Source organism: Bradyrhizobium sp. UFLA05-89, from assembly GCF_059803475.1.
This window is the reverse complement of the sequence record NZ_JBANBA010000037.1, coordinates 1-14,109: the sequence shown is the minus strand read 5'-3', so window position 1 is coordinate 14,109 and position 14,109 is coordinate 1. Positions and strand designations below refer to the sequence as shown.

At 60.4% G+C, this 14,109-nt stretch carries 15 protein-coding genes and 2 pseudogenes; 16 read left to right on the top strand and 1 reads right to left on the bottom strand.

The window, feature by feature from the left end; translation table 11 throughout:
* Window positions 1–4 precede the first annotated feature (4 nt).
* From cybH to SO139_RS20345, 15 genes and pseudogenes are all read left to right on the top strand, one after another.
* Window positions 5–742 (top strand): annotated as a pseudogene (gene cybH / locus SO139_RS20415) (Ni/Fe-hydrogenase, b-type cytochrome subunit); the annotation flags it as partial.
* Between the two features lie 9 nt (window positions 743–751).
* Window positions 752–1,339 (top strand): HyaD/HybD family hydrogenase maturation endopeptidase, encoded by a 588-nt coding sequence (locus SO139_RS20410; RefSeq protein WP_498540531.1) that lies wholly within the window; start codon window positions 752–754, stop codon window positions 1,337–1,339.
* Between the two features lie 20 nt (window positions 1,340–1,359).
* A pseudogene (locus tag SO139_RS20405) lies at window positions 1,360–1,647 on the top strand (HypC/HybG/HupF family hydrogenase formation chaperone); the annotation flags it as partial.
* A gap of 163 nt (window positions 1,648–1,810) precedes the next feature.
* Window positions 1,811–2,164, top strand: coding sequence for a thioredoxin domain-containing protein (locus SO139_RS20400; RefSeq protein WP_498540499.1), 354 nt, complete (start codon window positions 1,811–1,813; stop codon window positions 2,162–2,164).
* The gene (locus tag SO139_RS20395; protein ID WP_498540498.1) at window positions 2,161–3,012 is read left to right on the top strand and encodes a hydrogenase expression/formation protein; all 852 of its coding nucleotides are present in this window, start codon (window positions 2,161–2,163) and stop codon (window positions 3,010–3,012) included. Before SO139_RS20400 ends, SO139_RS20395 begins: the two co-directional genes overlap by 4 nt.
* Window positions 3,009–3,221, top strand: coding sequence for a rubredoxin (locus SO139_RS20390; protein ID WP_449383623.1), 213 nt, complete (start codon window positions 3,009–3,011; stop codon window positions 3,219–3,221). Before SO139_RS20395 ends, SO139_RS20390 begins: the two co-directional genes overlap by 4 nt.
* A complete protein-coding gene (hybE, locus tag SO139_RS20385; protein ID WP_449383622.1) occupies window positions 3,218–3,643 on the top strand; it encodes a [NiFe]-hydrogenase assembly chaperone HybE in 426 nt (141 codons plus the stop codon). The genes SO139_RS20390 and hybE overlap by 4 nt, the downstream gene beginning before the upstream one ends.
* A 19-nt stretch (window positions 3,644–3,662) precedes the next feature.
* Window positions 3,663–4,742, top strand: a complete 1,080-nt coding sequence (locus SO139_RS20380) for a nickel-dependent hydrogenase large subunit (protein WP_498540497.1) — start codon at window positions 3,663–3,665, stop codon at window positions 4,740–4,742.
* Complete coding sequence (hypA, locus tag SO139_RS20375; protein WP_449383620.1) at window positions 4,735–5,076, top strand: hydrogenase maturation nickel metallochaperone HypA; 342 nt, start codon at window positions 4,735–4,737, stop codon at window positions 5,074–5,076. The genes SO139_RS20380 and hypA overlap by 8 nt, the downstream gene beginning before the upstream one ends.
* Window positions 5,076–5,966, top strand: coding sequence for a hydrogenase nickel incorporation protein HypB (gene hypB, locus SO139_RS20370; protein WP_498540530.1), 891 nt, complete (start codon window positions 5,076–5,078; stop codon window positions 5,964–5,966). The genes hypA and hypB overlap by 1 nt, the downstream gene beginning before the upstream one ends.
* Window positions 5,963–8,224 (top strand): carbamoyltransferase HypF, encoded by a 2,262-nt coding sequence (hypF, locus tag SO139_RS20365; protein WP_449383619.1) that lies wholly within the window; start codon window positions 5,963–5,965, stop codon window positions 8,222–8,224. Before hypB ends, hypF begins: the two co-directional genes overlap by 4 nt.
* A complete protein-coding gene (locus SO139_RS20360; protein WP_449383618.1) occupies window positions 8,224–8,460 on the top strand; it encodes a HypC/HybG/HupF family hydrogenase formation chaperone in 237 nt (78 codons plus the stop codon). Before hypF ends, SO139_RS20360 begins: the two co-directional genes overlap by 1 nt.
* Window positions 8,457–9,599: a hydrogenase formation protein HypD gene (gene hypD, locus SO139_RS20355; protein ID WP_498540496.1), complete on the top strand. Its 1,143-nt coding sequence runs from the start codon at window positions 8,457–8,459 to the stop codon at window positions 9,597–9,599. Before SO139_RS20360 ends, hypD begins: the two co-directional genes overlap by 4 nt.
* Entirely contained in the window at window positions 9,596–10,636 is a 1,041-nt protein-coding gene (gene hypE / locus SO139_RS20350) for a hydrogenase expression/formation protein HypE (RefSeq protein ID WP_498540495.1), read from the top strand. The genes hypD and hypE overlap by 4 nt, the downstream gene beginning before the upstream one ends.
* A gap of 755 nt (window positions 10,637–11,391) precedes the next feature.
* Window positions 11,392–11,622, top strand: a complete 231-nt coding sequence (locus SO139_RS20345) for a DUF3551 domain-containing protein (protein WP_449383639.1) — start codon at window positions 11,392–11,394, stop codon at window positions 11,620–11,622.
* Window positions 11,623–12,041: 419 nt separating this feature from the next.
* Here the strand turns inward: SO139_RS20345 and SO139_RS20340 are convergent, their stop codons facing one another.
* Entirely contained in the window at window positions 12,042–13,319 is a 1,278-nt protein-coding gene (locus SO139_RS20340; protein WP_498540494.1) for a Fic family protein, read from the bottom strand.
* A gap of 380 nt (window positions 13,320–13,699) precedes the next feature.
* On the opposite strand from SO139_RS20340, the gene SO139_RS20335 reads away from it, so the two are divergent.
* Window positions 13,700–13,930: a hypothetical protein gene (locus SO139_RS20335; RefSeq protein WP_498540493.1), complete on the top strand. Its 231-nt coding sequence runs from the start codon at window positions 13,700–13,702 to the stop codon at window positions 13,928–13,930.
* Window positions 13,931–14,109 lie beyond the last annotated feature (179 nt).

Below are 14,109 nucleotides of genomic sequence, written 5' to 3'. Positions count from 1 at the left end.
CGCCATGAAGGATGCAGTTGCGCGCCCCGCGGAAACCGAGCGGGACCTTGTTGCGATCGCGACCGATGCCGCCGGCGAGCAGACCGTCACCCGGGCCGTCTATGTCTACGAAGCGCCGGTGCGGATCTGGCATTGGGTGAATGCGTTATCGATTCTCGCGTTGATGGTAACCGGCTATCTGATCGGAGCACCGCTCCCAACGATCGCGCGCGAGACGTCCCAAAACTTCGCGATGGGCTATATCCGCTTTGCGCATTTCGCGGCGGGGCAGGTGCTCGCGGTATTCTTTCTCGCCCGCATCCTGTGGGCCTTCGCCGGCAACTACCAGTCCCGGCAGATATTCTTCATTCCGATGCATCGCAAGCAGTTTTGGAAGGACGTGCTGCACGAGATCCGCTGGTACGCCTTCCTGGAGCGCGAGCCGAAGATGTATGTCGGCCATAATCCCCTGGCGCACATCGCGATGTTCTCGGGCTTCACGTTGGTCGCGGCCTTCATGATTGTCACGGGCTTTGCCCTGTATTCGGAAGGAGCCGGGAACGACAGCTGGCAGCACAAGCTGTTCGGCTGGGTCTTCGCGGTCTGGCCGAACGGCCAGGACGTACATACTTGGCACCATCTGGGCATGTGGGCGCTGGTCATATTCTTGATCGTCCACATCTATGCTGTCATTCGCGAAGACATCATGTCGCGCCAGAGCATCATCTCCTCGATGATCTCGGGTGTACGTCAGCGCCGTGACTCTTGGGCGATCAGGCCGAGGCCGGCATGTCAACAGCCAAGGCGCGTCCTAGTGCTCGGTATCGGTAACATTCTTTGGGCAGATGAAGGCTTTGGGGTGCGAGCCGTGGAAGAATTTCATCGCCGCTATGCCGTGCCGGACAACGTCACCATTCTGGACGGCGGTACGCAGGGGCTTCAGCTCGTGAACTACCTTCAGGAATCTGACTGCCTGATCGTATTCGACGCGATCGATTATGGCCTTAAGCCCGGAGAGTTAAAGCTCGTGCGCGACAAGGAAGTGCCGCGCTTCACCGGCGCTAGGAAGATGAGTCTGCATCATACCACTTTTCAGGAAGTTATCAGTGCAACTGATCTCCTTGGACAATGCCCGAAAGATCTCGTGCTGATCGGCTGTCAGCCGCTCGACCTCGAGTACTGGGGTGGCCCCCTGACACCTGCGGTACGCAATCAGATCGCTCCTGCGGTCGAAGTTGCCTGCAAAATCCTAGCCGAGTGGGGCGTGGAGGTAACGCCACGCACCGCACCGTTACGTGAATCCGAGTGGTTGCTCGCCAACGGTATCGATCACCTTCATTACGAGACGAGGCGGACCTGAAGCTGTCGGAGACATCGCGGATGTGTCTTGGTTTGCCAATGACGGTCATTGAAACCGACGGCATCTCGGCGCTTTGCGAGTTTCGCGGCGTACGGCGGCGTGTCTCGGTGCTCTTGCTCTCCAATCCGCCGACCCATGCCAAGGTGCTGGTCTGTCTCGATACTGCAATTCGGCTTCTGGAGGATGAAGAGGCGAGGCTGATTGCCGATGCGATTGAAGGCATCGACGCAGCGCTCAATGGTGAGAATTGCGACAGCTTTTTCGCCGACCTGGTCGGCCGCGAGCCGATCCTGCCCGCGCATCTCCGGATCGACCTGACCAATGACCATCTTCGGCATTCCAGGACGAGCCTCACGACAAGCACCGGCTTGATGGAGACTGTCGCGAAGTTGGAAGACAAGTCTCCGTTCCAGAAAAATGACTCTCAACCGTCCATGACAAGCGCCCCTTCATCTGAAAACGCGGCGTCGTATGCATAGGAGAATATCTGACTTGTCGTCAGCGAGGGAGCACGCAAGCCTTGCGGAAGCGACCGACGTTGCCGTCGTTCGGCCCGAGTTGAGCAATGAGTTTCAGGGGCCGCTGCGTGGCGAGGTGATCGCGCGAGAGGCCGCGAGTGCGCTTGCTCAGCGTTTTGTCGTACGCGCTCATCTGATGCTGATTTTGTTCGCCAGGAAGAAGATACCTGGGCTGATCGTAAAAATCCGGGATCGGTCGATCTATTTCGACCGCATCTCCGCGCCCGTGAGCCGACCGCGCAGGAGCACCGTCGTAGCCGTAGAAACCGTCGTCCCCTACCCTAGATTACAGGGTGTCGAAGTATGAAGGTGGGTTTCTATACAGCACTCGACCATGCGAAGCGGCCGATCTACGGCGAGGAGAGGCTCGAGGCGGCGGGCGGCCGCCTGACCGCAGTGGGCGCTTTGGCGAAGCTTGCGTCACTCGATAGTGCGGAGCTGGCTAGGAGCTGCCCGAACGCGGTCGAGCTGTTGTCGAAGGTCGCCGCCACCATCGCCAGCCAAAAGACCGATGTGCCGACACGATTGTTTCGACTCGGCGATCTCAACGATCTCGAACGCAAGCTGATTGCCGATGTGATCGGCGAAGGCGAGGTGGCCGGCGTCGTCGCACTGCCGGACGGATCGCTGGCGCAAATCCAGGAATCGGTGCTGGCCGGGATCTGGCGCGTGCGGCTCGATACGAACGAGGCATCCGAATATCTCGAGGTGGGCGCCATCCCCGAGATCGTCAAACGGACGGCTATCGATCTGACGGCTGTGAATTTCGAGATCGGGCACGCGCCGGAAGGGGCGATGAACGTGCTGCCGGTGCTCGCCGAAATCCGCGAGCGCGCGCTGGCCTGGCGCCCCGGCATCCGCTCACAAGTCATCAATTTCACGCTGCTGCCAATGAGCCCGTTCGATATGAGCTTCCTCCAGGAGACCCTCAAGAACGGACCGATCCAGCTCGTCTCGCGCGGCTACGGCACCTGTCGCGTGCTTGCGACCGGAATCCGCAATGTCTGGTCGGTGCAGTTCTTTAATGCCGTGGACGCGATCATCGTCGACACGCTCGAGGTGGGCAGCGTGCCGGTGGTCACGATTGCCGCCGACGAGGATTTTCAGGATTCCGCCGCGCGCTTGGAGGAAATAATTGAGGCCTATTTCAAATGAACGGGTTCGAGAATCTTGCCGTGCGCCAGGAAGTTGCCGACGGCACGCGGCTGGAATGCGGCATCCGCTGGACGGTCTATGGTCCCGCCCACGGCAACGAGTTTGTGCAGGTAACGCCCGGCACGCCCTTCGCGGCGTTGCCGGAGGACTGGCACTGTCGCAATCGTGACGCCCCCAAAAATGCAAGCTCATGGGCGATCGAGTCATGATGTTTGACGCAGTAACCGCCACCAGTGAAGTCGACGCGGTGGCGCGGGGTAAGCGGTTGGCAGACGCGCCTAGCGCTTCGCCGATCGGATTTCGCCTGGTTAACCGCACGATCCTTGGCATCATGTGCCCTCTTGTCGTGGTTCCCGCGGGCGAAATTGCGCGGGAAGTCGCCGGCTCGACGCTGCGTGTCCGCTTTTCTGCCGGCAATATCGAATTCTCCTCCGGCGAGGTCGCCGACATCGACCGGATCGCGAGCTGCTCGCTGCTCTCGCCGATGTTCGCCGTCACCGACGTGGCGTCGGTACCGGCGGAAGCCGCCCTGGCCGAGCCGATGCTGCGGCCCGACGGCGAGGAGGCGGTCCGTCGCAGCGCCTTCGCAACAAACGCGTCGATCGGCGTAACGTCCTGCGTGGTGCTCTGACGGAGTGGCACACATAAGCATGAGCCTGGCCTTCAGCAACGAGATCGACATCACCGTCTGGCTCGCCGGCAGCACCATCGCGGACGTCACGATCCTGCCGCGCAGCCGGCCACCTTTGGCGCGCCTGTTTACGGGAAAGCAGGTCACATCGCTGACGGGCGTGCTGCCGCGGCTGTTCTCGCTCTGCGCGACGGCCCATCAGGTGGCATTCCTATCGGCGGTCGAGGCCGCATATCGCGAACGACCGTCTGCCGAGACGCTCCGGCGCCGTGTCACCGTTGTGGTTGCCGAGCGCCTGACTGAGCTGTTGCGGGGCCTCTTCGTCGGCCGCTTCGCGCTGGATAGCAGAAGTGCCGCCGTCGTTCGTGCCATGATGCTGGCGACGACCGCGCTCGGCGGCAACGAGGAGCCACCGCGTGGCGAGGCCGTGTCGCAGATCAGAGCGTGGCTCAACACATTGGGGATCACGGGCGAGGAACTGGCGCCGACGACCGGCAGCGCGCTGGCCATGCATCTTGCGAGCCTCAAAGGCAATTCGCTGTCGCTTACTATGATCAAGCCGTCGTTCCTGTCGGCGGCCGAGGATCTTGACGTCGTCATGCGGATGCTGGCGGACAGCCCGACCTTCTCCGAGGCTCCCGATCTTCACGGCCGGATTCCGGAGACCGGCGTTTGGGCGCGCCGGGTTATGCGTGGGGCGTGTCTGCCGCGAGACGCCGGTCCCGCCGAGCGCCTGAAGGCGCGGATTTCTGAGATAGTCCGACTTTGCGTTTGGCTTGAGGGCAGCGAGAAAGTGCCGGAAAACGGCGTTATCGAGAGCTATCGCCTCGGCAACGGCAGGGGTGCGGCAGCTGTCGAATGCGCTCGCGGCCGACTTTACCACGCCATTGTTCTCGATGACGAGGATTGCATCGCCCGTTTCGAATTCCTGGCCCCCACTGAATGGAATTTCCATGCGCGCGGGCCGCTGGTCCAGAGTCTGCAAGGCTCGCTGCTGGCCGGCGGCCGGCACGGACAGGACGCGGTGCGCGCCCTCGTCGGCTCGTTCGATCCATGCGTCGATTTCAAACTCGAATTCCGCGAGGTGGACCATGCATGAAATGGCGCTGTGCGAAGGCATCATCGGCATCGTCGAGGAAGAGGCGCGTAAGCGCCCGTTCTCCCGGGTGAAAGTGGTATGCCTCGAGATCGGAGCGCTCAGCCATGTCGCGCCGACGGCTATGACGTTCTCCTTCGAAGCCGCCGCCGCGCGGACCATCGCGCGAGGAGCCAGGCTCGAGATCGTCGAGATGCCCGGAATAGCCTGGTGCATGGCTTGCTCGACGAGCGTCGAGATCAGGCAACGCTATGAGCCGTGTCCTTCCTGCGGCAGCCATCAATTGCAGGTAACCGGGGGGGAAGAAATGCGCGTCAAGGAACTGGAGGTCGACTAATGTGTACGGTTTGCGGCTGCGGTGACGGAAAGTCGGTCGTCGAGCATGCGCATCATCACCATCCTGATCGTGGTCATCATCAACTTTGTGGACCTGGCCACGATTTCGATCATCACCATGGTGCGGCCAATGATCATGGGCATGGCCACGTCGGGCTGCCCGATCGCGGCACAAATCCGGTTGGCCAGAAGGCGCCCGGCATGAGCAGCGATCGTATCATACAGGTCGAGCGCAATATCCTGAGCAAGAATCAAAGGCTTGCCAACGAGAACCGTGCACGCTTCCATGCCGACAATGTGCTCACGTTCAACCTGGTTTCGAGCCCGGGCGCCGGCAAGACCTCGCTGCTGGTTCGCGCTGTCTGTGAATTGAAAGACAGCTTTCCGATCGGAGTAATTGAGGGCGATCAGCAGACATCGAACGATGCCGAGCGGATCCGCGCAACCGGCGTACAGGCTATCCAGGTCAACACCGGCAAGGGTTGCCATCTCGATGCTGCGATGGTGAACGAGGCCTATGACCGGCTGGCTCGGCTCAACGGCGGCATCCTTTTTATCGAGAATGTCGGCAACCTCGTCTGTCCTGCCGCCTTCGATCTTGGCGAAGCCTGCAAGATCGTGGTGTTATCGACCACCGAGGGTGAAGACAAGCCGCTCAAATATCCGGACATGTTCGCTGTCTCGTGCCTGTTGCTGATCAACAAAATCGATCTTGCCCCCGTGCTCGATTTTGATCTCGCCAGGACCATCGAATACGCGCTGCGGGTTAATCCCAGGCTCGAGGTGCTGACGGTGTCGGCGCGCACCGGTGAAGGGTTCGCGGCATTCTATGCCTGGATCTGCAAGCAAGCGGCGAAGATGACGCCGGTCGATTTGGCCACTGCGGGATGATCGTGCACGGTGAGGCCACGGCTCAGAGCGGACAGCGACTGCGCCTGCATGTGCGCGGCGCCGTGCAGGGCGTCGGCTTTCGTCCATATGTCTACGGCCTCGCCGCACGCTATCACCTCGGCGGCTTCGTCGCTAACGATCCACACGGCGTGGTGATCGAGGTCGAGGGCGAGCGCGTGTCTGATTTCGTCGCCGCGCTGCCGGCGGAAAAGCCGCCGCTCGCGCGGATCGATGAGATTTCCGTCCAGAGCATCGGTGCTGTCTTGAGCGACGAATTCAGCATCCGTGCCAGCGAGCAGGGCAAGGTGTCGACGCGGATGGTCGCGGACGCCGCGACCTGTCCGCAGTGCCTGAGCGAGCTGTTCGATCCCAGCAGCCGCTTCCACCTTTATCCCTTCATCAATTGCACTCATTGCGGGCCGCGCTACACCATCTCCGAGCGGCTACCCTATGATCGCTCGACCACGACGATGAAGCATTTCGCCATGTGCGCGGCCTGCGCAAGCGACTATGCCGATCCCACGAGCCGGCGATTCCATGCCGCGGCGATCGCCTGCCCGCAATGCGGTCCGAGGCTCAGCCATGGCGTGGAGGAGGTCGCAGCCGCGGTCGCCGCGGGCAAGATCGTCGCGATCAAGGGGCTCGGCGGCTATCAGCTCGTCTGCGACGCCCGCGACGATGACGTCGTGCAGTGCCTGCGGCGGCGGAAGCAGCGGGACCAGAAGCCTTTTGCCGTCATGGTCGGCTTCGTGGATGCGGTCTCGGAGATCGCCGAAGCCAATAAGGCTGAGCTTGCCCTGCTGGAATCTACGCCGCGGCCGATCGTGCTGATGACGTCACGCCTTCGGCTTGCACGTGCTATCGCGCCGGAGCTATCGCGAATCGGCGTCATGCTGCCGGTCGCGCCGCTGCAACATCTGGTGTTCCATGCGCTGAATTCGAGGTATCTGCGCAAAGACGGAAGCTGGGTCATGGTGACGACCAGCGCCAATCCTGGTGGCGAGCCGCTTTTGATCGACAACCGGGAGGCAGAACAGCGCCTTGTTGCCATTGCGGATCTCATCGTCACCCATGATCGCGACATCGTAACCCGCGTAGACGATTCCGTTGCGTCGGTTGCGGCAGGACGGACGCAGTTCGTCCGCCGGGCTCGAGGGTATGTTCCCGAACCGGTCCGGCTTGCGCGGTCAGTGCCGCCCGTGCTCGCCGTCGGCGGCGCTTTGAAGTCGACCGTTGCGGTCACGCGCGGCGATGAGGCATTCGTCTCCCAGCACATCGGCGATCTCGACACCCGGCAAGGGATCCGCTTCTTTGAGGAAACGGTGCGGCACCTGACCTCGACACTGGGCGTCGAGCCCGTGGTTATCGCACATGACCAGCATCCCAATATGGCATCGACCCGCTTTGCCCAAGCGAGCGGGCAGCGGCTGATTGCGGTCCAGCATCATCATGCCCATGCTGCCTCGGTGATGGCGGAGCACGGTATCGAGGGATCGGCGCTCGCGCTTGTGCTCGACGGCTTCGGTTATGGAAGCGATGGTGGCAATTGGGGCGGGGAGCTCCTGCTCTGCGAAGGAGCGCGCTTCCAGCGGATCGGACATCTGGCGCCGCTGAAGATGCCTGGTGGCGACCGCGCTGCCCGTGAGCCGTGGCGAATGGCGGCGAGCGTGCTGCATTCCCTGGGGCGCGGCGAGGTGATTCCGCGCCGGTTCGCTAGCCGACCGCAGGCCGAGAGCCTCTCCGCGTTGCTCAACCAATCCGACGTGCCCGTGACGACCAGCGCCGGCCGGCTATTCGACGCTGCGGCAGGACTGCTCGGTCTCTCCTCCGTTCAGAGCTATGAGGGCGAGGCGGCATTGAAGCTGGAGGCCCCCGTGCGCAGCTCCCGCGTTGCGGACGGTGGCTGGGGGATCAAGGATGGCGTGCTGTCAATGCATCCGCTGCTTGATTACCTCAGCGCCAATACGCTCGATCCGACGGAAGGAGCCGAGCTCTTCCACGGCACGTTTGCCGTCGCTTGTGTTGACTGGATCGCGCGTGCGGTGCAGCAGACCGGCCTCACGACCATCACTCTGAGCGGCGGCTGCTTCCTTAATGCCATCCTGGCCCAGCAGATCGAGCGCGGCTGTCTTGCCGCCGGTCTCAAGCCATTGCTTCCACGCCAGGTGCCACCCAATGATGGCGGCCTGAGCCTCGGGCAGGCTTGGATCGCGGCCCTGTCGCTGCTCGAACACCAAGGCCTGGAAGGAAGCGTCTGATGTGTCTCGCCATACCCGCTGAGATCACGAAGCTTCTTGCTGACGACATGGCCGTGGTCTCCATCGACGGCGTTAGCAAGGCGATATCCGTAGCGCTGATCGAGGATATCGCCATTGGCGAATACGTGATCATCCACGTCGGCTACGCTCTGACCAAGATCGATCCGGAAGAAGCGAGACGCACGCTCGACCTTCTGCGCGAGTTCAGCATCGATGTGCAGGGGGCCGCGCAATGAAGTATGTCGACGAGTTTCGCGACAAGGCGATCGCGCTTGGCCTGGCGAAGGCCATCTGCGCCGAGGCCGTTCCGGAAAGAGCCTATCGTTTCATGGAATTTTGCGGCGGCCATACGCATGCGATCTCGCGCTATGGCCTCGAGGACATGCTGCCGAGCAATGTGCGGATGATCCACGGCCCCGGCTGCCCGGTCTGCGTGCTGCCGGCAGGACGGATCGACATGGCGATCCGGCTCGCCGAGCGGCCCGAGGTCATCCTGTGCGTTTATGGCGACCTGATGCGTGTGCCGGGCTCGCAAGGTACTTCACTGCTAAAGGCAAAGGCCCGCGGCGCTGATATCCGCGTGGTCTATTCCACCATCGATGCGATCCGGATCACAGAGGAGAACCCGACCCGCGAGCTCGTGTTCTTCGCCATCGGCTTTGAGACCACGACGCCACCGACGGCCGTCATGATACGTCTGGCCAAAAAAAAGCAGCTTTCGAACTTCAGCGTGTTCTGCAACCACGTGCTGACGCCGCCGGCGATGCAGAACATTCTGGAGAGCCCCGACATCCGCAATATCGGCCGCGTCAATATCGACGGTTTCCTCGGGCCGGCCCACGTCTCGACCATCATCGGTACGGCGCCTTACGAGTTTTTCGCGAAGGAGTTCGGCAAGCCGATCGTGATCGCCGGTTTCGAGCCGCTCGACATGATGCAGGCCATCCTGATGCTGGTCCGGCAAGTCAACGATCATCGCCACGAAGTGGAAAACCAGTATCGCCGCGCGGTGACCCGCGACGGCAATCTGCGCGCCAAAGAGGAGATCTCCAACATTTTCGAGCTGCGAGACCGGTTCGAATGGCGCGGGCTCGGTCAAGTTCCCTACAGCGGGCTGAAGCTGAACCGCGCGTACGCCGTATACGATGCGGAGGTACGCTTCGACATGCGCGAGCTGTGCGTTGCCGACAATCCGGCCTGTGAATGCGGCGCCATTTTGCGCGGGGTAAAGAAGCCGATGGATTGCAAGCTGTTCGGGACGGTCTGCACGCCGGACACGCCGATGGGATCCTGCATGGTCTCCTCCGAAGGCACCTGCTCTGCGCATTGGACCTACGGTCGCTTCCGCGATCATCGGCAGAGACGAGCGTCATGAGAGAACATCAGCGCAAGCTCGATATCAGGAACGGCTGCATCGACCTATCTCACGGCGGCGGCGGCCGTGCGATGGCACAGCTGATTTCGGGGCTGTTCCACGAGGCCTTCGGCAATGAATGGCTGGCACGCGGCAATGATCAGTCGGCCTTCGACGTCAGGGCCGGGCGTATGGTGATGACGACCGATGGCTACGTCGTTTCGCCACTGTTCTTTCCGGGCGGAAATATCGGTTCGCTGGCCGTGCACGGCACGGTCAACGACATCGCAATGGCCGGGGCGCGGCCGCTTTACCTGGCCGCGAGCTTCATCATCGAGGAGGGGTTTTGTTTCTCCGACCTCAAGATGATCGCCGAGTCCATGGGAAAAGCAGCGCGATCGGCCGGCGTCCACATCATCACTGGCGACACCAAGGTAGTCGAGCGCGGCAAGGCCGACGGCCTGTTCATCTCGACAGCTGGCGTCGGTGTGGTGCCTGACGGGCTCGATCTCTCCGCGCAGAACGCGCGCGTCGGAGACCGCGTGCTGATCTCGGGTACGCTCGGCGATCATGGCGTTGCCATCATGTCCAAGCGGCGGAACCTCGCTTTTGACACCGAGATCGTATCGGATTCAGCGGCGTTGGCCGACCTCGTCGTGAAGATGGTTGAGGTCGGAGGTCACGGCATCCGTCTGATGCGCGACCCCACGCGCGGCGGGCTTGCCGCCAGCCTGAACGAGATCGCCCAGCAATCCGACCTCGGATTTCGCTTGCAGGAAGAGGCAATTCCGGTGAAGCCCGGCGTGACCGCTGCTTGTGAGCTTTTGGGGCTCGATCCGCTCCATGTCGCCAATGAAGGCAAGCTGGTTGCGATCGTGTCACCCGAGGTCGCCAATGCCGTGCTCGCTGCCATGCGGGCGCATCCCCTCGGCTCCGATGCCGCCGACATCGGCGAGGCAATTGCCGATAACCACCGTTTCGTACAGATGGCGACCAGCTTTGGCGGCGGCTGCATCGTCGACTGGCTATCGGGCGAGCAACTGCCGCGCATCTGCTGAGGCTCAGGCATGCAAGTTCGGAACGCTGCGGTCGCACAGATCCGGCTAGGGCACGTTGACCGGTGGCATGGATTCGGTCGCGCGGGGCACGAAAGGATCTTGGTGGCGGCCCCGTGCCGCCACCATGATTGCAAATGCCATAATGAAAAGTAGGAGCCTGCGCATTCGAAGAAGTCATTCCGGAAGCTGTATCGAAATTGGGATACTTATAGCATCCTGCGTTGAATAGAGGCCTGAACAATATTAGCACGGAAAGGCCAGGTGTTTGATTGGCCAGCTCCTGCAAAGTTCTCAAACTCGATTCTCGTCGGTCTCGTCGTAAGACGGCAAACCGTCCGCAGATCGCGCAGAAAAACTGCACCTCCTGCCGGCAACAGCAGGATTATTGCGCCGGATTCGAATATAATCATTGATTATCACGCGGTCGACCGGGCAAACCACGGCACCGCCTTCCCTCTTGCTGTGCAATTGAGGGCTAATAAATGAACAATCACGACCTTATTTCCGGTAGCCTGCTGGCGCTGACCGCGACGGGCCTTGCGTTGCTCTGCTCGAGCCTGCTCGCCTTTGTCTTCATTTGAAGTCACAGTAGCGTTTGCGCCATGCGGCTTCAGGTTGGGGCCGGCAAAGGGTGGCTAAGGATTGACTGAGATCAAGAAAACTCAAGTCGGATCCGTTAGCTTCGCCAAAGTTAAGTTAGACAGGAGAGTCCCATGCGCTACTTTCTCTTGTTAGTTGTTATCCTCACAGTCCCCATGCTCGTTGGCTCTGGGTCGCGTTCGATCGCCGCTCCGCGTGATCGTTCGGGATACATGCCCGCCGCTCGACAAGACGTTTATTGCCTGCAAGGGCGCATCTGGGGATATCCGGGCAACTGCCAGTTCTCGAGCTATGGCCAATGCATGGCCAGCGCGTCCGGTACAGACGCTTATTGCGGAATTAATCCGGTCTATGCTTTCGAGCGGCACAGATCACAATCACGCTGATGGATTCGCAAGGCTAGAGAATTAAAACGAATCCTGCGGTGCGCGCTCAAAAACTTGTCGGTCAAGGCGGCAGAGCCGGACTGCATCGGCTGTCCTAGATCTTCCTGATCTTGGCATTGATTCATCTGAATCCGATCGCGCCGTCCAATCAGCCGCGATCTTCAACAGACAGCGAATGACGGCACCATCTTGGCCGGTCTGCGCAAGTTCGTCCAAGATCAGCGACGCCGCTTGGCGCTTTGAGAGCGCTCCGCCCGTTGTCGCATCTTTGCCTTTCAGAAAACGCTTGATGAGATTGTCGAGGATTCTCGCGGGTCTTAGTAGGCGATCTGCGGCGATCCTCTTGACGTAAGCGAGCGTAGCAACGCTCTCCAGAGCCGCTTTGCGCCTCTGTGTCCGTAGACGAGCTCAAGCCGTTTTCAGTCATTAGTCGTGTGCTCCGGAAATAGTCCAGGCATCCATCGCGAGGCGAGGGTGGCAGGGAAAGCCAGCAGCAATGGATCGCGCAGGCCCCTTGAGGTAAGGACGCCTCGGCTGAGGAGTTCCGATACGATGCGCCGAGCGTGACGCGGTGTGAGATCGAGAAGACTAGCAACGTCGCCGCGCGGAAGCTCGCCTCGATAGAGAAGTGCTTCAACCACCGCGCTCGCTTTGGGGGGGAGTTTGCTGAGGCGCGTTTCCTCCTCCGCCCATAGCAATATGCGTGTGCGCAGCCGATCTGGCTGCATCAGCGATTCCATGAAGTTGACTTGGTCAATGCAAGTCTCAAGAAAGAAACGCGTGAACGACGCAAGCGCTTCCTCACTGAGGTTGCCACGGCCGTCCAGGTCATTCCGCCGCGGAAGGTCGCATTGAGTAAGATGCTGCCGATACGCGCCGTCGCTTCGAGCAAGCCCGCGAGCCACTGACCAAGCAGCCCCGGTATCGAGCGCTTCCAACAGCATTGCGTGCGACATCAGCCGCGTCACTCGGCCATTGCCATCGAGAAAGGGGTGAATCCACAAAAGACGATGATGCGCGGCTGCGGCAGCTAAAATGGCGTCGGCCTTTCCAACACGGCTGTAAGCTTTCTCGAAATAAGCAAGAAAGCGTGGAACGGCGCCGGGGCTGACAGCGATATGACGTCCCACTTTGACGTCGCGAAGCCGTAGTTCGCCGGGCACAACACGAATTCGTTCTTTTGTGTCGGGCTCCTCGATCCATAACATCGCGTCGGGAAGGTGCTCGCAGAAGCGACGGTGGATATCCCGGATACCGTCTATGGTTACAACGCGACCGCGGAGGTGACCTTCGTCTATCCATCGTTGCACCGCGATGTGCGCCGTGGCCTCAAGCTGAAGATCGCGCTTTTTGGGATCGGCGCTATAGTCGTTTTTCAAGGCCCGTTCGATGTCGACCGGGTGTGTGTCGTGCCCCTCGATGAGGTTGCTGTAATAGCAGTTCATAGCTCGGACGAGATCGGCCAAGGACCCCAGGAGGCTTTGCGGTAAGCTCCTCTTGAAACCGGCCGACTTGCCGACTAACTCAACCGCCAAATCGGTCAGCTGGCTCCGATGGCGGGAGTCCTCTCTGATGAGAAGCGGTTCCATTGAGAAAACCGCGTCGCCGCGATCAGTAGCCGCAGGAATGTCCTCTTTTTTGTCCTCTGAAGCTTTTGTCATAAAGGCAATTATATCATATAGATAAATAGATTTCATCTACGGAATTGAGTCGACTTAAGTCCTCAAGAATGACCGGACTCTCGATGGTTGAGTTTTTTCGATCTTCGCCAATACATTGAAATTGTTCTCAAAATGTTCTTTGGGTCCATCCTCGAACCCAAATAGTGAGTCGAAACAATCGGTCCATGTCTGACGAACAACTTCGTCCGCCGGGCAAGCTGGGATAAATTCGAAGAGATCTGCGCCGATCTCTTTTCGCGCGTTTGGAACGACCCAGAACTCGTCCGTTACGGGGCGAAGCGGCCAGAGGCAAAAGGGCTTCGACATATACGGAAAGCAAAATGGCGCCGACTCCGGCGTTCAATGCAAAGGAAAACGCATTTGGCCGCCGACCAAGCTGACGATTGCGGAACTTAATGCCGAGATCAGGAAGCCAAGAAATTCCGCCCCGCCTCGAGACCCACATTATTGCGACCACCGCGGATAACGACGTCGCTGTCACGGACCACGTCAATGCGATTTCCGAGAGACATGCCGCAGAAGGGCTTTTTCGCGTAACTGTTTTTGGCTGGCGTGAGCTCACGCGCCGTATTGATGATTTTCCTCAATTAAAAGAAAAGCATTTTGATATTATCACGCTTCGGTAACTGAAGCGCACAATACCGGGCGAGATTGCCGAGCGTTGTCGAAGGACTGAAAAAACTCGAATATCGTCATTCCGGCAGGCGCGGATCATGCGGGCCAGCCCTAATCCAGATGCTATGGGGTAAGCGGCGACTGGGGTAAGCGGCGGTGAGGGTGTGGACACCCCTCGAACGCCGTGATC